17 protein-coding genes and 2 riboswitches are annotated in these 16,594 nt (G+C 50.8%); of the genes, 15 read left to right on the top strand and 2 right to left on the bottom strand.

Going from position 1 to position 16,594, the window contains the following annotated elements:
* Positions 1 to 6 precede the first annotated feature (6 nt).
* Together ilvN and NI21_RS0112855 are read left to right on the top strand one after the other, a co-directional pair.
* The gene (gene ilvN / locus NI21_RS0112860; protein ID WP_033126610.1) at positions 7 to 516 is read left to right on the top strand and encodes an acetolactate synthase small subunit; all 510 of its coding nucleotides are present in this window, start codon (positions 7 to 9) and stop codon (positions 514 to 516) included.
* 156 nt (positions 517 to 672) lie between these two features.
* Positions 673 to 1,698 carry a branched-chain amino acid aminotransferase gene (locus NI21_RS0112855; RefSeq protein ID WP_033126609.1) on the top strand — a complete coding sequence of 342 codons (1,026 nt, stop codon included), beginning with the start codon at positions 673 to 675 and terminating at the stop codon, positions 1,696 to 1,698.
* A 91-nt stretch (positions 1,699 to 1,789) separates the two neighbouring features.
* Here NI21_RS0112855 and NI21_RS0112850 read toward each other — a convergent pair whose 3' ends face one another.
* Positions 1,790 to 2,635, bottom strand: coding sequence for an ABC transporter permease subunit (locus NI21_RS0112850; protein ID WP_033126608.1), 846 nt, complete (start codon positions 2,633 to 2,635; stop codon positions 1,790 to 1,792).
* Positions 2,629 to 3,369: an ABC transporter ATP-binding protein gene (locus NI21_RS0112845; RefSeq protein WP_033126607.1), complete on the bottom strand. Its 741-nt coding sequence runs from the start codon at positions 3,367 to 3,369 to the stop codon at positions 2,629 to 2,631. Before NI21_RS0112845 ends, NI21_RS0112850 begins: the two co-directional genes overlap by 7 nt.
* A gap of 196 nt (positions 3,370 to 3,565) precedes the next feature.
* Here NI21_RS0112845 and NI21_RS0112840 point away from each other — a divergent pair, with 196 nt between their 5' ends.
* The 13 genes from NI21_RS0112840 (at position 3,566) to NI21_RS0112775 (ending at position 16,580) form a co-directional block, all read left to right on the top strand.
* Positions 3,566 to 4,033: a hypothetical protein gene (locus NI21_RS0112840; protein WP_033126606.1), complete on the top strand. Its 468-nt coding sequence runs from the start codon at positions 3,566 to 3,568 to the stop codon at positions 4,031 to 4,033.
* Positions 4,034 to 4,107: 74 nt separating this feature from the next.
* Positions 4,108 to 4,239: riboswitch (molybdenum cofactor riboswitch) on the top strand.
* A gap of 44 nt (positions 4,240 to 4,283) precedes the next feature.
* Complete coding sequence (locus NI21_RS0112835) at positions 4,284 to 4,763, top strand: 4Fe-4S dicluster domain-containing protein (RefSeq protein WP_033126605.1); 480 nt, start codon at positions 4,284 to 4,286, stop codon at positions 4,761 to 4,763.
* Positions 4,760 to 6,562, top strand: a complete 1,803-nt coding sequence (locus tag NI21_RS0112830; RefSeq protein ID WP_033126604.1) for an aldehyde ferredoxin oxidoreductase family protein — start codon at positions 4,760 to 4,762, stop codon at positions 6,560 to 6,562. Before NI21_RS0112835 ends, NI21_RS0112830 begins: the two co-directional genes overlap by 4 nt.
* Positions 6,563 to 6,610: 48 nt before the next feature.
* Complete coding sequence (locus tag NI21_RS0112825) at positions 6,611 to 6,886, top strand: MoaD family protein (RefSeq protein WP_033126603.1); 276 nt, start codon at positions 6,611 to 6,613, stop codon at positions 6,884 to 6,886.
* Between the two features lie 20 nt (positions 6,887 to 6,906).
* A complete protein-coding gene (gene nuoE / locus NI21_RS0112820; RefSeq protein WP_033126602.1) occupies positions 6,907 to 7,377 on the top strand; it encodes an NADH-quinone oxidoreductase subunit NuoE in 471 nt (156 codons plus the stop codon).
* 4 nt (positions 7,378 to 7,381) lie between these two features.
* On the top strand, positions 7,382 to 9,184 hold the full coding sequence (locus NI21_RS0112815) for an NADH-ubiquinone oxidoreductase-F iron-sulfur binding region domain-containing protein (protein WP_033126601.1): 1,803 nt from the start codon (positions 7,382 to 7,384) through the stop codon (positions 9,182 to 9,184).
* Complete coding sequence (locus NI21_RS0112810) at positions 9,181 to 9,927, top strand: 2Fe-2S iron-sulfur cluster-binding protein (protein WP_033126600.1); 747 nt, start codon at positions 9,181 to 9,183, stop codon at positions 9,925 to 9,927. Before NI21_RS0112815 ends, NI21_RS0112810 begins: the two co-directional genes overlap by 4 nt.
* Before the next feature lie 40 nt (positions 9,928 to 9,967).
* A complete protein-coding gene (gene moaA / locus NI21_RS0112805; protein ID WP_033126599.1) occupies positions 9,968 to 10,945 on the top strand; it encodes a GTP 3',8-cyclase MoaA in 978 nt (325 codons plus the stop codon).
* 68 nt (positions 10,946 to 11,013) lie between these two features.
* Positions 11,014 to 11,135: riboswitch (molybdenum cofactor riboswitch) on the top strand.
* Positions 11,136 to 11,229: 94 nt separating this feature from the next.
* A complete protein-coding gene (locus NI21_RS0112795) occupies positions 11,230 to 12,132 on the top strand; it encodes a substrate-binding domain-containing protein (RefSeq protein WP_033126597.1) in 903 nt (300 codons plus the stop codon).
* A 16-nt stretch (positions 12,133 to 12,148) separates the two neighbouring features.
* Positions 12,149 to 12,832, top strand: a complete 684-nt coding sequence (locus tag NI21_RS0112790; RefSeq protein WP_033126596.1) for an ABC transporter permease — start codon at positions 12,149 to 12,151, stop codon at positions 12,830 to 12,832.
* A complete protein-coding gene (locus NI21_RS0112785) occupies positions 12,819 to 13,490 on the top strand; it encodes an ABC transporter ATP-binding protein (RefSeq protein ID WP_081958080.1) in 672 nt (223 codons plus the stop codon). Before NI21_RS0112790 ends, NI21_RS0112785 begins: the two co-directional genes overlap by 14 nt.
* The gene (gene glp, locus NI21_RS0112780; protein WP_033126595.1) at positions 13,420 to 14,652 is read left to right on the top strand and encodes a gephyrin-like molybdotransferase Glp; all 1,233 of its coding nucleotides are present in this window, start codon (positions 13,420 to 13,422) and stop codon (positions 14,650 to 14,652) included. The genes NI21_RS0112785 and glp overlap by 71 nt, the downstream gene beginning before the upstream one ends.
* 20 nt (positions 14,653 to 14,672) lie before the next feature.
* Complete coding sequence (locus NI21_RS0112775) at positions 14,673 to 16,580, top strand: molybdopterin biosynthesis protein (RefSeq protein WP_033126594.1); 1,908 nt, start codon at positions 14,673 to 14,675, stop codon at positions 16,578 to 16,580.
* Positions 16,581 to 16,594: the final 14 nt, after the last annotated feature.

Raw genomic sequence — 16,594 nt, 5'->3', positions numbered from 1 at the left:
AGTAGAATGAGCAACGGAATGAAAAAAAGATGGATATCCCTTTACGTGGAGAATCAGGTAGGTGTTCTCTCGAAAATCTCAGGACTTTTCTCCGGAAAGTCCTACAACCTGGACAGCCTGACTGTGGGGACTACAGAGGATCCCACAGTGTCCAGAATGACCATCGCCACGGTCAGCGACGACGAGACCTTTGAGCAGATCAAAAAACAGCTCAACCGTCTGGTGGAGGTGATCAAGGTCATTGACTTTACAGACATTTTCGTGCGGATGAAGGAGATCCTGTACGTGAAAGTGAAAAACTGCAGCGCTGAGGATAAGGTGGAGGCTTTCCAGATCGCGGAGACCTTCAAGGCAAAGGTCATCGACTACGGGAAGGACAGCCTGCTCCTGGAGTTTGTGCAGACAGCCACCAAGAATGACGCCGTGATCAAGCTCATGAAGGAGGAGTTCAGGAGCATTGAGGTGGTGCGGGGAGGAAGCGTCGGCATCGAGTCCATCAGCATGATGGAGAGGTAGCATTTTCCGGGGTGTCCGGAGCCCGCAGAGCGGACTCTGAAATTGATTGCAAAAAAACAGAGCGCACTCTTGAATTTTGTTAATGACCGTACTATAATGAGAAAAGATCAAGAAGATAACCATTGACCAATAAAATACAGAACGGGGGAATTATCCATGGAAAAAAAGAATATCGACTGGTCTAATCTCGGATTTGCCTACATGCAGACCGATAAGAGATACGTTTCCAACTACAAGGATGGAGCCTGGGATGAAGGTACACTGACATCCGACGCGAATATTGTGCTCAACGAATGTGCCTGCGTCCTCCAGTATGCGCAGACATGCTTTGAGGGACTGAAGGCTTACACAACGGAGGACGGACATATCGTTACTTTCCGCCCGGATCTGAACGCACAGAGGATGGCATCCTCCGCAAAGAGGCTGGAGATGCCGGTATTTCCGGAGGATCGTTTTGTTGAGGCTGTCCACAAGGTAGTGGAGGCAAATGCAGCCTATGTTCCGCCCTACGGATCAGGCGCTACCTTATACATCCGTCCCTATATGTTCGGTTCCAACTCTGTCATTGGCGTAAAGCCGGCAGAGGAGTATCAGTTCCGCGTGTTCACCACACCGGTAGGACCCTACTTCAAGGGCGGTGCAAAGCCGATTACCATCCGCGTGTGTGACTACGACAGAGCAGCTCCCCACGGAACAGGCCATGTAAAGGCCGGCCTGAACTATGCCATGAGCCTGTACGCTATTGTTGACGCTCACGAGAAGGGCTTTGACGAGAACATGTATCTTGACTCAGCCACAAGGACCAAGGTGGAGGAGACCGGCGGAGCCAACTTCCTCTTCGTGACAAAGGACAACACAGTTGTCACACCAAAGTCTCCCACAATCCTGCCTTCTATCACAAGACGTTCACTCCTCTATGTGGCAGAGCACTACCTGGGACTGAAGACAGAGGAGAGGGAGGTCTATATGGACGAGGTCAAGGATTTTGCAGAGTGCGGTCTGTGCGGCACAGCGGCAGTTATCTCACCGGTTGGAAAGATCGTGGACCACGACAGGGAGATCTGCTTCCCCAGCGGTATGGAGAAGATGGGACCGGTCATCCAGAAGCTGTACGACACACTGACAGGCATCCAGATGGGCCACATCGAGGCTCCGGAGGGATGGATCCACAAGATCTGCTAACAGAGCTGACAGAAAGACACTGTGAGGATACAAGATCCCCGCAGTGTCTTTTTTTGGTGGTGCGCCCGGCAGGCATTGAACGGCTGTCCCGCTATTTGATATCCCTTTTCCGGAAGCTGGCGGCTCCCAGTACGGCAGGTACGAGAAGGAAGCAAACTCCCACCAGGGCGGCTCGCAGGAGCGTATTCCTGTCCGGATTCTGGGTGAGGGCTGTCATGCACATGTCCGGCAGGTAGTCTGACAGGGTGACTGTCCTGCCGAGAAAATGGTGGATAAGCATCTCCCCTAAGGTGACCACGAGGGAAGTGAATTCCAGAAAGCAGATGTTGGCAGCCAGAGAGCCCCCGTTTTGCCGGATCAGAAAACTGAACATGACAAAGAGGGACACGTAGGAGGCGCCCAGAAGCAGTTCCAGAGCTCCTTTCAGCAGCAGCTGGGAGGCGTAGGAGCCGGATACATCCCCAAAGCCCCACAGTGCGGTGGCGGTCATGGTGGCAGCCAGGACAAACACCAGGGTGAAGAGGACGGAGGCCAGGATGCCTACAAACAGTTTGGACAGATAGATCTTCAGTCGGCTGTAATTTCGGGAGGCGATGATCTTGACAGTCCCGTTGTTGAATTCGCTCCCGACAAAGAGCGAGATGAGGACAGCCATAAGCAGCGTGGTGTTGCCGGCGAAGAAGGTCAGCAGCTGGCCGGAGGTGCTGAGCTGGTCGTGACCTGTGGGAATGCCCTCCACGGACACATTCATGCCCGCGTCGTCCAGGGCGGCCTGCTCCTGTGTGAGCTGGGCTTCCATGGAGTCCCCGGCCAGCTTGTAGGTGAAGTCCAGCAGATAGACAGTGCCGACAGCCAGGAGGATGTTGATGAACAGCAGTATCCAGAAATACTTTGCCTTTCTCAGTTTAAAAATGTCGCTTCTTATCAAATTTAACATGCCTGTTTCCCTCCGATCCTACTTAAAAAGTAGTCTTCCAGATTAATGTCCTGGCGGCCAGTCCCCGCGCACCTGCGCCACAGATCCTCCTCTGTGAACTCCTCGATCAGCTTCCCGTGGTGGATGATGCCGTAGCGGGTGGCAAATTTGGACAGTTCTCCAAGGATGTGGCTGGATACGAGGACTGTGATGCCTTTTTCCTGGTTCAGCTTCAAGATCAGGTCCCGGACCTCCTTCATGCCCTCCGGGTCAAGGCCGTTGGTGGGCTCATCCAGGATGAGGAGCTCCGGGTCCCCTATGAGTGCGATGGCGATGGCCAGGCGCTGTTTCATGCCGAGCGAGAAGTTCCTGCACTTTTTCTTCCCCGTATGAGTCAGACCGACCAGCTCGAGCAGGTCCTCTGTGTGGGAGAAATCGTGGAGCCCCTGGAGTTTGGAGAAAGCGACGATGTTCTCCCGGGCGGTCATGCCGGGATAGAAGGCCGGCGCCTCGATGACTGTGCCGATCCTGCGGCGCCCCTCCAGGAGACTGCCGCTCCCGAAGAGCTGGATGCTGCCGTCGCTGGGGGCGGCAAGGCCGGTCACCATGCGGATGAGAGTTGTCTTTCCGGCTCCGTTTTTTCCGATAAATCCGTAGATGTCCCCCTTATATATGGTCATGGACAGATTTTCTACAACGGCTCGGTGGCCGTAGCGTTTTGTGAGGTGGTTTGTCTTTAAGATCACTTGTTCCATGTGTGTGCCTCCTTTGCAGATTTGTATTAATGTATTACTTTCGTAGTACAATAATATGACAAGGCGAATGAAATGTCAAGCATGGCTTGCCTTTTTTTTCGTATGCAGTTAAACTTAGTTCTGGATAAAGACGGCTCTGTAGAGGGCAGGCCGCCGCTAATTTAGATGGAGTTATGAAGAGGAGTGGAGTGAAAGCATGAGCAGAGAGTGCAGCGGCAGGGTAGATGCCCTATATATATTCGAGGAGAAAGGGAAACCAGGAAGGAGGATAAGAACCGCAGAAATCGTGGAAGGGAAAGGTGTCAGAGGAGATTTCCACTTTGAAGATGTGGATGCTCCAGTGAGCATAGCTGCGGTCAGCGCTGGAGAATGGATGTTGCGACAGAGCGTGCAGGGACTGTGCTTCAGACGTTTTAAGGCCAATATGTGGATTGATATTCCCAAGGACGAACTGGGAACGATCAAAAAAGGGATGCAACTGGTATGTAAGGGAATAGTTCTTGAGATCAAAAAAGGGAAGGGAAGATGCTTTGCAGAATGTGAGAGAGTGAAGCGGGGCCTGCCCTGTCTGCTCCGGGAAGGGTGCTGGTATGCCGTGAGTGTATCAGGTGGGAGCATTTGCGAGGGTGAGCGAGTAAAAATACGTCAAAAAAATAACGAATAGAACTATAAATTATTAGAAAAAAAGAAATAAAATATAGAATAATCAGGTGATTTGTATTATAATGAATAAAAGAAACATGATATAAACTCCGAGTCCAGTGCTTCCGACGTGTGCGTGCCGATTTGTTTACGGGAAGGCGGGACCAATGGGTAGTCTTGGGAACGAGGCTGCCTGCCTGATTGCGAAGGAGCCATTATTATATCGGAAGATATGATAATGGATTTTTTTATGTAAAGGAGGTTGGAACGGAATGGGAAAACAATTAATGATCAAGCCTGAAAAATGTATCGGATGCAGAACCTGTGAACTGGTCTGTTCGTTTGGTCATGACCAGGCGTTCAATCCGAGAAATGCCAATGTGACAGTCATGGCATACGAAGAAGCGGCGATCAATATTCCTGTTATGTGCCTGCAGTGTGAAGAACCCTGCTGTCTGGAGATATGCCCAGTGGGAGCGATCAGCAGAGATGAAATTGGTGCAGTTGTCATGGACCATACAAAATGTATCGGATGTAAGATGTGCATGAATGCCTGTCCGCTGGGGAATATCAGCTTCAATAAGGAAAAAAAGCAGGTACATAAATGTGATCTGTGCGGTGGTGAACCCAAATGCGCAAAATTCTGTCCGACCGGAGCGATCACTTATGAGGACCCGGATGAAGGAATGGATAGAAAACGCGCTGTGGCCGACCGATTTAAAGACGTATTCGGAGAGGAGGCAAAGGCATGATGAACGGATATATGGGACAAATCATTCGTGTTGATCTTTCGTCAGGAACAATTCGCAAAGAGCCCCTGAATATGCAGTCTGCAAAGGATTTCGTGGGAGCCAGAGGGCTGGGGACCAAATATTTCTGTGATGAGGTGGATCCGAATGTGGATCCACTGGGGCCGGACAATAACTTAATATTTATGACAGGACCGCTGACCGGCACGGCGGCAGCTTGCAGCGGAAGATTCGAAGTGGTGGCAAAAGCACCACTGACCGGGACTATTGGAGCAGCTAACTCCGGCGGACATTTTGGGCCGGAACTGAAGTATGCTGGATACGACGGCATTATTTTTGAAGGGGTAAGCGATCATCCGGTGTATCTCTACATTAATGATGATGAAGTGGAACTGCGGGATGCCTCCAATCTGTGGGGCAGAACTGTCTATGAAACGACAGACGAATTGAACCGGATCTGTGGGCAGTCTTTCCGTGTATCCTGTATCGGACCTACCGGTGAGAATCTCTGCTTGTATGCCGGCGTTATGAATGACAAACACCGGGCAGCAGGGCGGGGTGGCCTGGGTGCCGTGATGGGAAGTAAGAAGCTGAAAGCAGTAGCTGTAAAGGGAACGAAATCCATCTATGTGGCAAGACCGGAGAAGTTTCTGGAGGCTATTGAGAATGCGAGAACGATTCTGAAGGCACACCCGGTAACAGGGACAGGACTGGCAGCCTATGGTACGGAGATACTGGTAAATATTATCAATGAGAGCGGCGGACTTCCGCTCCGTAATGGAAGAGATGGTGCTGTATATGATAAGGCGGATAATATTTCCGGCGAGACACTGACAGAAAAGTATCTGATCAGGAACAAGGGATGTTTCGGCTGCTGTATTGGCTGTGGCCGTGTGGTCGATATCCCAAACGGTCCCTTCAAGTCCAGAGGAGAGGGGCCGGAATATGAGGCGGGATGGTCCTTTGGCGCAGACTGTGGCATTGATGATCTGGAGGCTGTCTGCAAGGCAAACTTTATCTGTAACGAATATGGCTTCGATCCCATCACTCTTGGTGCGACCATTGCATGTGCTATGGAATTATTTGAGGCAGGGTACATAACAGAGGAAGATACGGGCGGTATTCCGGTGCGTTTCGGAGATGCGGCGACTATGGTAAAACTGGCGGAAATGACAGGCAAGAACGAGGGATTCGGGAAGCAGCTGGCAATGGGTTCATACCGGCTGGCGGAAAAGTATGGACATCCAGAGCTATCAATGTCCGTGAAAAAGCAGGAGATGCCGGCTTACGACGGCCGCGCCCTGCAAGGGATCGGACTGGAATATGCTACATCCAATCGGGGCGGCTGCCATGTGCGTGGATATATGACCTCCCCGGAAGTCCTGGGTCTGCCTGTGAAGATGGATCCGCTGGTAACCGAAGGGAAGGCATCCATGCTAAAGACATTTCAGGATCTAACGGCTCTTATCGACTCAGCAGGCGTGTGCCTGTTCACATCCTTTGCACTGGGATTGCCGGAAATCGCCTCCCAGTACCGGGAGGCAGTAGGCAGCGATGAGAGCGATGCAGATATTCTTCTGAAAGGCGAGAGAATCTGGAACTTGGAGAAGAAATTTAACATTGCGGCAGGCGTGGAGAAGGATACGCTTCCGCCAAGACTTTTAAGAGAACAGCTGACTGATGGGCCTGCGAAGGGAAAAGTCAATGAACTGCATACTATGCTGCAGGAGTACTATCAGGTGAGAGGCTGGGATACAGAAGGAACCCCCACACCGGAGAAGGACAGGGAACTTGGATTATAAAGACAATATGGAAGGCAGGCGGCTATGTCCGCCTGCCGGGAGTAAGAGATGACAGTGAAATTTTTTGCCTACCTCAGAGAATATACAAAATGTAAGGCGGTGGATTTTCCTTATCAGGAGGATGTCCGGAAACTGACGATTGCCTTAAGCGAGACCTACGGGGACAGACTCCGCGAAAAGCTGCTGACACCGGACGGAACGGAGCTCGGACAAGAAATCATTATCTTGGTAAACGGACGGCATGTGGAGCATCTTGGAGGGATTGACACAAAGCTGTCCCCGACAGATACAGTGTCTATATTCCCTGTGGTGGCTGGCGGATAACAATAAGGTGGTGAAAGACGATGGAAGTATCCGAGAAAAGGATTGGGGAGATCATTCATTCCTATCAGCCAGACCAAAGGTATGCCCTTGCGATCATGCAGGATATGCAGCGGGAATTTCAGTATGTGCCCCGGGAGGGGATGGAGGCACTTGCGGGAGAACTTGGTTGCCCCGTGGCTTCACTCTATGCCATGGCGACCTTTTACAAAGCGCTAAGTCTTGTGCCGAAGGGAAAACATATCATCAAATGCTGTGACGGGACAGCCTGTCATATCCGAGGTGCAACTACGCTGATCGATGGGATTCAAAGAGAGCTTAAGATTGGTCCGGGGGAAACAACGCAGGACGGTATGTTCTCATTGGAAACAGTCAACTGTCTTGGGTCTTGCGCACTGGCGCCGGTTCTGGTAGTGGATGACGTCTACTATGGAAAAGTTACATTGGAGAAACTCAAAGAAATACTCCAGGCAGTCAGGGAAGGCGGTGCTTAGTAGTATGAGAAAACAGATTTTGATCTGCTGCGGTACCGGGTGCCGTGCAAATGGCAGTATGTATTTAGTAGAAACCTTCCGGGAGGAGATAGGACATAAGCAGGCAGAAGTGGATGTGATTCCGCAGATTAAGACAACGGGGTGTAATGGATTCTGTGAAAATGGGCCGATTGTAAAGATCATGCCAGACAACCTGGTCTACTACAGAGTAAAGCCAAAGGATGTGTCGGAAATTTTGGAGAAAAGCGTGCTGGGCGACCAGGAGATTCCCCGCCTTATGTATAAGGATAATGAGGGAAACCGGGTGCGCTCTCAGGAAGAGAATCCATTCTATGCTCACCAGCAGAAGCTGACTTTGCGCCATATCGGGAAGATCGATCCGGAAAATATTGACGACTATCTGGAACAGGGTGGCTATGAGGCGCTTAGAAAAGCTCTGCAGATGACGCCTGATGAAGTGATCGCAGAAGTGGAGGAGTCGGGGCTTCGCGGACGCGGCGGTGCCGGGTTCCCGACAGGGAGGAAATGGAGGACAGCAGCCTCCTACGACAATTTTCCGAAGTATGTGTCGTGCAACGGTGACGAGGGAGATCCGGGAGCTTTCATGGACCGGTCCATTCTGGAGGGAGATCCCCATGCAGTAATCGAGGGACTTGCCATCGCGGCTATCGCCATTGGAGCAGAGGAGGGATTTTTCTACATACGTGATGAGTATGATCTGGCGGTCAAGCATGTGAGAAAGGCCCTGGAAGACGCAGAGGCGAGGGGAATCATCGGTGACTCTGTCATGGGTACGTCAAAGAAACTTCACATGTCCGTGGTCCGTGGTGGCGGTGCCTTTGTCTGCGGGGAATCCACTGCGCTGATGGCCTCGATTGAAGGAAGGGTCGGTGAACCACGGGCAAAATATATACGCTCCGTCCAGAAAGGACTTTGGAATCAGCCTACAGTTCTGAACAATGTGGAGACGTTGGCCAATATCCCCCTGATCATCCGGGACGGCGGGAAAAAATTCGCGCAGATTGGCACGGAGACGAGTACAGGGACTAAGGTGTTTGCACTTGTGGGTAAAGTAAAAAGGACCGGCCTTGTGGAGGTGCCTATGGGCGCATCTCTCAGGCATCTGATCTTTGACATCGGTGGCGGCATCATTGGCGACAGGCCTTTTAAAGCGGTACAGACAGGTGGACCTTCCGGAGGCTGTATTCCAGAGAGTATGCTGGACCTGAGAGTGGATTTTGACTCTTTGGCAAAGTACGGCGCCATGATGGGATCCGGCGGCATGATTGTCATGGATGACAGAAGCTGCATGGTAGAAGTGGCCAGATACTATACAAATTTTCTTTGTGAGGAGAGCTGCGGGAAGTGTACGCCCTGTAGGGAGGGCCTTCGGCGTATGCTGGAAATCTTGACAGATATCTGCGAGGGCAGGGGAAGAGAAGGAGACATTGAACTGTTGGAGCGGATTGGCCATGCGGTACAGGACTCTTCCCTCTGCAGCCTGGGAAAGAGCGCACCCAACCCAATACTCACAACGATCAAGTATTTCAGGGATGAGTATGAGGCTCATATCCGGGAAAAGAGATGTCCGGCGGGCGTTTGCAAGAATCTGACCCGGTTCGAGATTGATGGAGAAAAATGTATCGGCTGCGACATGTGTGCGAAAGGATGCCCGGTGGGAGCAATCAGCGGAGACAAAAAAATGCCTCATAAGATCGACTTTTCGAAATGCATTTCCTGCGGAAGCTGCAGAGAAGCATGCAGATTCGATGCGGTAAAAGCAGTGGGAAGGAGGCAGGAAGCATGATAGAGATCACCATTAACGGGAAAACATGTATCTGCGAAAAAGGAGAGTATCTTCTGGATGTAGCGAGGCGGAACGGGTTTTACATTCCCACACTTTGCCATCACCCCGCAATTCCCGGACAGGCCTGTTGCAGAGTCTGTCTTGTGGAAGTTGTGGAAAAAGGCAGGAGCAAGATCGTAGTGTCCTGTGTGTATCCGGTGGAACGTCCCTGCGAGGTCTATACCGACAGTGAACGGGTGAAGGAAGACAGGGCGGTGGTGCTCATGCTACTCAAGGAGAGGGCGCCGGAAAGTGATTTGATCGATGCGCTGTGTAGCGCTTACGGCGCGGCGGATGGTAGCAGGTTTATACAGATTGACGGAGAAAAGTGTATCATGTGCGGCCTTTGTGTAGGAGCCTGCGCAAAGATGGGGACGGGAGCAATTTCAACAGTGCTGCGGGGGACTTCAAAGAAGATTTCCACGCCCTACGATGAGCCGTCCAAAGATTGTGTGGGCTGCTTAAGTTGTGTCAGTATTTGTCCCACTGATGCCATTTCTTATAAAGATGACGGGCAGACGCGGGAGGTATGGGGACGGACCTTTGAAATCGCCCATTGCCGTAAGTGCGGCGTTCCTATCGGGACAAAAGAGGAGCTGGAGCTTGTAGCTAAAAGAACAGGGGAAGAGACGGAAGAACTATGTCCGGAATGCCGGAAGAAAAAAATGACAGATACAATGGCACATACCTATGGAATTGTGTAAAATAGAGATATGATTTAAGGAGGAGAAAGTATACCGGCTCATGAAAGACCAATACGGAAGACAGATAAATTACATGAGGGTATCGGTCACGGATCGTTGCAACCTTCGTTGCATATACTGTATGCCTGAGGAGGGCATTAAGCAGGTGTCCCATCAGGATATCCTCACCTATGATGAAATCGTGCAGATCGTAAATGCAGCAGCAGCAGTCGGAATCACCAGAATCAAACTGACAGGGGGGGAACCCCTTGTCAGGAAAAACCTGGCCGGACTTGTCGAAGCTTTAAGAGCAGTTCCGGGAATCGAGGAAGTAACAGTTACAACAAACGGAATCCTTTTAAAAGAACAGATCGGGAAGCTGGCAAAAGCTGGGATCAGTGCCGTTAATATCAGTGTGGATTCACTGGATCCGGACATGTATGCGTCCATAGCGAGAAAGGATGCGCTGGCTGCGGTTTTGGAAGGCATGGAGGCTGCAGTGTCCTGCCCTGGACTGAAAGTAAAGATCAATTGTGTTCCACTTAAGGGGCTGAACGAGGAAGAGTGGGTCAGGCTGGCGCAGATAGCCAGAGAAAGACCAATCGATGTGCGGTTTATCGAGATGATGCCGATGGGGCTTGGAAGAGATTTTCAGGGGAGCTCCCAGAAAGAAGTATTAGAGCGACTGCGGGAGACCTTTGGCCCCGAACAGTACCTTGACGGAAATTTTGGAAATGGCCCTGCCACATATGTACACTTTAACGGGTTTGCGGGAAAGATTGGTTTTATCAGCGCCCTTTCCCACAAGTTTTGCTCTGAATGCAACCGGATTCGTATGACGGCAGAAGGTTTTTTAAAGCCCTGTCTCCAATATGCGTCCGGAGAGGATTTAAGAGAGATGATACGGAACGGTGCTTCGGAGGAAGAACTGATCCGGGCGATAAATAGGACTATTTATTACAAACCAGCATGCCATCATTTTGAAGTGGACGATTCAGCGGAATTCGAGCATAAAAAGATGTTTCGGATCGGTGGATAGGAGTCAAGAACAAATAAGGAGGGTAGAATAAGAGATGGCAGCTTGAAGGCAATATATACAATTTTATATAGTTTGCAGGAATTCGAGCCTGTATGCCTAAAGTCAACGGGGACCAGGGCAGCAGGCCAATGGGTATCTTTTGAAAAGAGGATGCCTTCCGTATTTGAAAAGAACATCCGCAAAAAGAACAGGTTATTTTTGTGTGGTCTTCTTTTTCAGAGACCATTTTCTTTTGTGAAAATGGAACAATTTTAGAAATACCTGACTGAAAAGGAGGAGATTTTATGAAGAGGTTAATAGCAGCTTTTCTTGTGACAGTGATGTGCATCGGGCTGACAGCCTGCGGCGGGCAGTCAGAGGAGCCTGCGGAAAGTGAAGGAACAGATGCTCAGAGCGAGGAGCAGACGGAAGAGACAGCGCCCGAAGACAAGGGTACGCTGATGATGGCAACTACCACCAGCACAGAGGATACCGGCCTTCTGGACTATCTCCAGCCTCTGTTTAAGGAGGACACGGGATGGGATCTGGAGTGGACGGCCGTCGGAACTGGTGAGGCTCTTGCTATGGGCGAGAACGGGGACGTGGATATTGTTTTGGTACATGCGAAATCCAGCGAGGAAGAATTTGTGGCAGAGGGATATGGGGTTGAGAGGTTCCCTGTGATGTATAATGACTTTATCGTGGTAGGCCCTTCTGAGCCCATCGAAAAGACAGAGGATATCAATGCAGTATTTACACAGATTGTCAATGACCAACTCCCGTTTGTTTCCAGAGGCGATGACTCCGGTACAGATAAGAAGGAGAAAGGAATCTGGGAAGAGTTGGGGATCGATCCGACGACAGATCCAAATTATGTGGAATCCGGACAGGGAATGGGAGCTACTATCACCATGGCGGACGAGCAGCAGGCATACTGCCTGACAGATCGTGGTACATGGCTGAAGCAGAGCCAGGACGCAACGCTGGATTACCAGCTGGATATTATCTGTGAGGGGGATGACAGCCTGCTGAACCAGTACGGTGTGATCGCTGTCAATCCGGAAAAGTATCCGGAAGTCAACAAGGAAGGCGCGGATGACTTTATCGAATGGATCTGTTCTGACAAAGTACAGGAATTGATCGGTGAATACGGGGTCGAAGAGTATGGACAGGCACTGTTTACACCGAATGCGGGGACAGACGCATAAAAGGAGGAAGTGAAGGATGCTGGAGTGGCTGAAAAGCGTTGTTTCTGACCCGGATATACTGAGTGCTGTGAGAGTAACGTTTACCATGGCAGTCTGCTCCACCGGTATTGCTTCCGTATTGGGAATCATATTTGGTCTTTTGCTGGAACGTTTCCAGTTCCCGGGTAAAAAGATTATGATCCGATTTAACCGCACGCTTATGGGTTCACCGCCTGTGGTAGTCGGTTTGATCGTATATCTGTTACTGATGCGCAGGGGGCCTCTTGGCTCTCTGTCGCTTTTATTTACGATACAAGGAATGGTGATTGCCCAGACGCTGATCATCACCCCGATCATCTGTGGCATGATCTACTCCTACCTCAGAAGATCAGCCCCTTCCATCCGTGAGTTTGCGGTGACTATGGGAGCAACAAGGTGGCAGACGACCGGGCTTATTATCCGGGAGCTGAGAAGAGAAATCTATTTTTGCATGGTGACCGGGTTCGGTCGCTCCATTAGTGAGGTAGGGGCCGTCATGCTCGTGGGAGGTAACATCAGAGGCCGGACCCGGACCATGACGACAACGATTTCCCTTCTGAAAAGCCAGGGAATCTTTACAGAAGGTGTGGCGCTGGGCATATTGCTTCTTGTAATGGCTTTTATCCTTCAGTGGATTTGCGACATATTGCAGAGAGAGGAAAGTGAAAATGAAAATTACTGACCTGGAAAAGAAAATTGGAAATTTCTGCCTTCAGATCGATCATCTTGATATAGAACCAGGTCGGATACATGGAATCATCGGACCAAATGGCTGCGGGAAAACAGTCCTTCTTAAGATTTTGGCGGGCATCTATACACCTGACAGTGGCATTATTGATTACGAAGGGATTGGCTTTCGGGAAATCACCATGCTGTCTCAGCGACCTTACCTGATGGACGCATCTGTGTACAAAAACCTCATCTATCCTTTGCAGATACGGCATATCCATCCTGATGAGAATAAGACAGATGAACTCCTTAGGAAGGCGGGGCTTCTGGGGCAGAAGAGGCAGTACGCCAGATCTCTGTCCAGCGGGGAGAGACAGAAGCTCTCATTTCTGAGGGCTGTGATCTTCCAGCCGAAACTGGTCATGATCGATGAGACATTTTCTAATTTAGATACGGAGAGTGAGACTCTTTTTATAGAGATGATCAGGGAAATACAGAAAAAGGAGCCTATCACCTGGATTATTGTGAGCCACCAGCTGGAGGCAGTGCATCAGCTATGTGAGACCATTCATTACATGGAAAAAGGAAGCGTGATAAAAAATGAAACTATTGCAGGTAGATACCGTGGCTCAGGCCAGAGAGAAATTGAAAAAGGCCATACAGGGGCTTGAAGTGAAAGTGCAGGAGCTTCCTGTGGAAGATGCCCTCGGAAAAGTAATGGCGGAGGATGTGCATGCAGAGGAGGATGTGCCTGGATTTGATCGGTCAACGGTAGATGGCTATGCTGTGAGGAGCGCCGATACATCTGGTGCATCGGAAAACCTTCCCACAATCCTGCAGGTTACCGGGGAAGTGGAGATGGGCTGTGCACCAACGCACGGCATCGGGCCGGGAGAATGTATGTATATTCCAACTGGCGGCATGCTTCCCCCGGGAGCTGATGCCGTTGTCATGGTGGAATACTGCGAACTTTTTTCAGATATGGAGATAGCAGTGTATGCATCCGTGCCTTCCGGCGGAAATATTGTCTACAGAGGTGACGACCTGCACTCCGGCAGGGTAGCCCTTGCGAAAGGGACTGTTCTGAGGCCCCAGGAAATCGGACTTTTGGCGGCACTGGGAAAACAGAGGGTCCAGGTTGTAAAGCCCTGGGAGATTACCATCATCTCCACAGGAGATGAACTGATACCGCCTGGTGGGGAAATGAACCCTGGAAAGGTGCGGGATATCAATACGTACGCCCTGCAGGCGGTTGCGAAAAAGACCGGACTAGAGGTCTGCGGCTGCCATGTACTGAAAGACGAGAGGAATCTGCTGAAAGAAACGATATGGGAAGCAATGAGGGAAAGTGATATCGTAGCGGTGTCTGGGGGGAGTTCCAAGGGGCGTAAAGATGAGACGGCATCCGTGATCGGCGAACTTGCAGATGGGGAACTTCTAACCCAGGGACTTGCCCTTAAGCCAGGAAAACCCACAATCCTGGGGTACGATGCGTCGACGGAGACAATCCTTCTGGGACTTCCGGGTCACCCTTCTGCGGCTATGATCGTGTTTCAGCTTTTGATCGGCTGGCTTTGGGAAGACAGAAGCGGTCAGAAAAAGTCCTGGCCGATTCCTGCGGAACTGACAGTGAATATCCCTGCAGCACCGGGGCGGGCTGTCTGTCAGACGGTACAGCTTGTAAGAGATGAAGATGGCAGGAGAAAGGCAGTGCCTGTGTTTGGAAGATCAGGTTTGATAAGCATCCTGACAAAAGCGGATGGATATATCATGATTCCGGAAAATCAGGAAGGCTTGAAAAAGGGAGAGACAGTGGACGTATTCCTGATTTAGAAGGAGGACGGAGCAGACATATGGAAAAAAGGAATTTGTATCTGCACACCACGCCGGTGGATGAAGCAAAAGAACTATATAATAAAGAAATTAAGAAGTGTGTGTCGGTTCGAAAAGAGGAGGTACCTGTACAGGACAGCCTAGGACGGATTACAGCGGAGGCGGTTCACGCCGTCTTGTGTTCGCCGCTTTTCAATGCGTCTGCAATGGACGGAATTATGGTGAACGCAGCACGCACGGCAGGAGCCAGCGAGGAGCATCCCCTCACGCTGAAGAGAGGGAAGGATTTTAAGGTGGTGGATACTGGGGATCCGGTCCGGGAGCCCTATAATGCAGTCATCATGGCAGAAGATCTTCTGGAGGTAGACGAGGATACGGTTCAGATTATTGCTGCGGTCTCACCTTGGAGTCATATCCGCCCGATTGGGGAGGATATTGTGGCCGGTGAAATGCTCCTGCCGGGACATCACAGGATCAGGCCGGTGGATATCGGCGTCCTGCTGGGGGGCGGGATTTGCAAGGTTATGGTGACCGCCCGTCCTCGAGTAGGAATCATCCCTACCGGCACGGAGATGATAGCTCCGGGACAGACGCCCAGAGAAGGAGAAATCATCGATTCCAATTCCGGCATGTTTGCCGCACTTGTGCAGCAGTATGGCGGGGAGCCGGATGTGAGCCCCATCATTGAAGATGACTATGAGAAGATCAAAGGGGCAGTCAGCAGGGCTCTGGAAAAAGATGACATAGTAATCGTCAACGCCGGCTCAAGTGCTGGTACAGAGGATTATACGGTTCATGTCATGCGGGAACTGGGAACCGTTTTGATTCACGGTGTTGCCATCAAGCCGGGGAAACCGGTGATTTTGGCGATTGCGGACAATAAACCGGTGATCGGACTTCCAGGATATCCTGTTTCGGCCTACATTGATTTTGCGACCTTTGTAAAGCCGGTCATGGAAATGCTTACTGGTGCTGTTTCCGATGCTCAACCGATGGAGGAGGCAGTGGTCTCTAAACGTCTTGTCTCATCACTGAAGCACAAAGAATATGTGCGTGTTAAAGTAGGGGAAGTGAACGGGAGGCTTGTGGCCTCCCCTCTGGCAAGAGGTGCGGCTGCAGCTACCAGCCTGGTAAAAGCAGATGGCGTGTGTGTTATAGACCAGAACCTGGAGGGATACGAAGCAGGAGAGACGGTACAGGTTGAGCTGTGGCGGCCCAGAGATGAAATCCGGCATACCATTGTTTCCGTAGGAAGCCATGATATGATCATGGATTTTCTGGCCGACCTTCTGCCGACGCTTTTTCCCGGCATGCATCTGTCCAGTACTCATGTGGGCAGTATGGCGGGACTGATGGCGCTGAAACGGGGCGAATCCCACATTGCCCCCACCCATCTTCTGGATGAGGAGACTGGAGTCTATAATACTGCCTATCTGAAACGCATCTTTCCGGACCAGGAGATGGCTCTTATCAAAGGAGTGAGCAGAATCCAGGGACTGATGGTAAAAAAGGGAAATCCGAAGGGAATACGCGGTATAGAAGACCTTCCGGAATGTAGGTATGCTAACCGTCAGCGGGGAGCGGGTACCCGTGTGCTTTTGGACTATCTGCTGAAAAAAGCGGGTATCCGTCCGGAACAGATCGAGGGATATGAGTTGGAGGCAGCGACCCATATGGCGGCTGCGGCTTTGGTGAAAGATGGAGGTGTTGATGCAGCCATGGGCATTTATGCGGCGGCAAAGACCATGGATCTCTCATTTATCCAGGTGGGGGAAGAAGAATATGATTTCGCCATAGATAGAAAGAATCTGGCACTGCCTTTTATTCAGGATTTTATCCACACTCTCCGGTCAGAACAGTTCCATGAAAGAGTGAAGAAGGCCGGCGGATACGGCACGGAGAATACCGGAAAGATTATTCTGATATAAAGATATAAAGACAG

The sequence above is a fragment of the Eubacterium sp. ER2 genome (genome assembly GCF_000765215.1).
GTDB classification, from domain to species: domain Bacteria; phylum Bacillota; class Clostridia; order Lachnospirales; family Lachnospiraceae; genus Claveliimonas; species Claveliimonas intestinigallinarum.
This window is presented reverse-complemented; position numbering and strand designations above follow the sequence as displayed.

What these genes read in the sequence shown, in the direction of transcription:
- NI21_RS0112785 (WP_081958080.1), top strand. Translation starts at nt 12,819, where the DNA reads ATGAAAATTACTGACCTGGAAAAGAAAATTGGAAATTTCTGCCTTCAG.
- NI21_RS0112830 (WP_033126604.1), top strand. Translation starts at nt 4,760, where the DNA reads ATGATGAACGGATATATGGGACAAATCATTCGTGTTGATCTTTCGTCA.
- NI21_RS0112825 (WP_033126603.1), top strand. Translation starts at nt 6,611, where the DNA reads ATGACAGTGAAATTTTTTGCCTACCTCAGAGAATATACAAAATGTAAG.
- NI21_RS0112775 (WP_033126594.1), top strand. Translation starts at nt 14,673, where the DNA reads ATGGAAAAAAGGAATTTGTATCTGCACACCACGCCGGTGGATGAAGCA.
- ilvN (WP_033126610.1), top strand. Translation starts at nt 7, where the DNA reads ATGAGCAACGGAATGAAAAAAAGATGGATATCCCTTTACGTGGAGAAT.
- NI21_RS0112855 (WP_033126609.1), top strand. Translation starts at nt 673, where the DNA reads ATGGAAAAAAAGAATATCGACTGGTCTAATCTCGGATTTGCCTACATG.
- NI21_RS0112840 (WP_033126606.1), top strand. Translation starts at nt 3,566, where the DNA reads ATGAGCAGAGAGTGCAGCGGCAGGGTAGATGCCCTATATATATTCGAG.
- moaA (WP_033126599.1), top strand. Translation starts at nt 9,968, where the DNA reads ATGAAAGACCAATACGGAAGACAGATAAATTACATGAGGGTATCGGTC.
- NI21_RS0112815 (WP_033126601.1), top strand. Translation starts at nt 7,382, where the DNA reads ATGAGAAAACAGATTTTGATCTGCTGCGGTACCGGGTGCCGTGCAAAT.
- NI21_RS0112795 (WP_033126597.1), top strand. Translation starts at nt 11,230, where the DNA reads ATGAAGAGGTTAATAGCAGCTTTTCTTGTGACAGTGATGTGCATCGGG.
- NI21_RS0112850 (WP_033126608.1), bottom strand. Translation starts at nt 2,635, where the DNA reads ATGTTAAATTTGATAAGAAGCGACATTTTTAAACTGAGAAAGGCAAAG.
- glp (WP_033126595.1), top strand. Translation starts at nt 13,420, where the DNA reads ATGAAACTATTGCAGGTAGATACCGTGGCTCAGGCCAGAGAGAAATTG.
- NI21_RS0112835 (WP_033126605.1), top strand. Translation starts at nt 4,284, where the DNA reads ATGGGAAAACAATTAATGATCAAGCCTGAAAAATGTATCGGATGCAGA.
- nuoE (WP_033126602.1), top strand. Translation starts at nt 6,907, where the DNA reads ATGGAAGTATCCGAGAAAAGGATTGGGGAGATCATTCATTCCTATCAG.
- NI21_RS0112845 (WP_033126607.1), bottom strand. Translation starts at nt 3,369, where the DNA reads ATGGAACAAGTGATCTTAAAGACAAACCACCTCACAAAACGCTACGGC.
- NI21_RS0112790 (WP_033126596.1), top strand. Translation starts at nt 12,149, where the DNA reads ATGCTGGAGTGGCTGAAAAGCGTTGTTTCTGACCCGGATATACTGAGT.
- NI21_RS0112810 (WP_033126600.1), top strand. Translation starts at nt 9,181, where the DNA reads ATGATAGAGATCACCATTAACGGGAAAACATGTATCTGCGAAAAAGGA.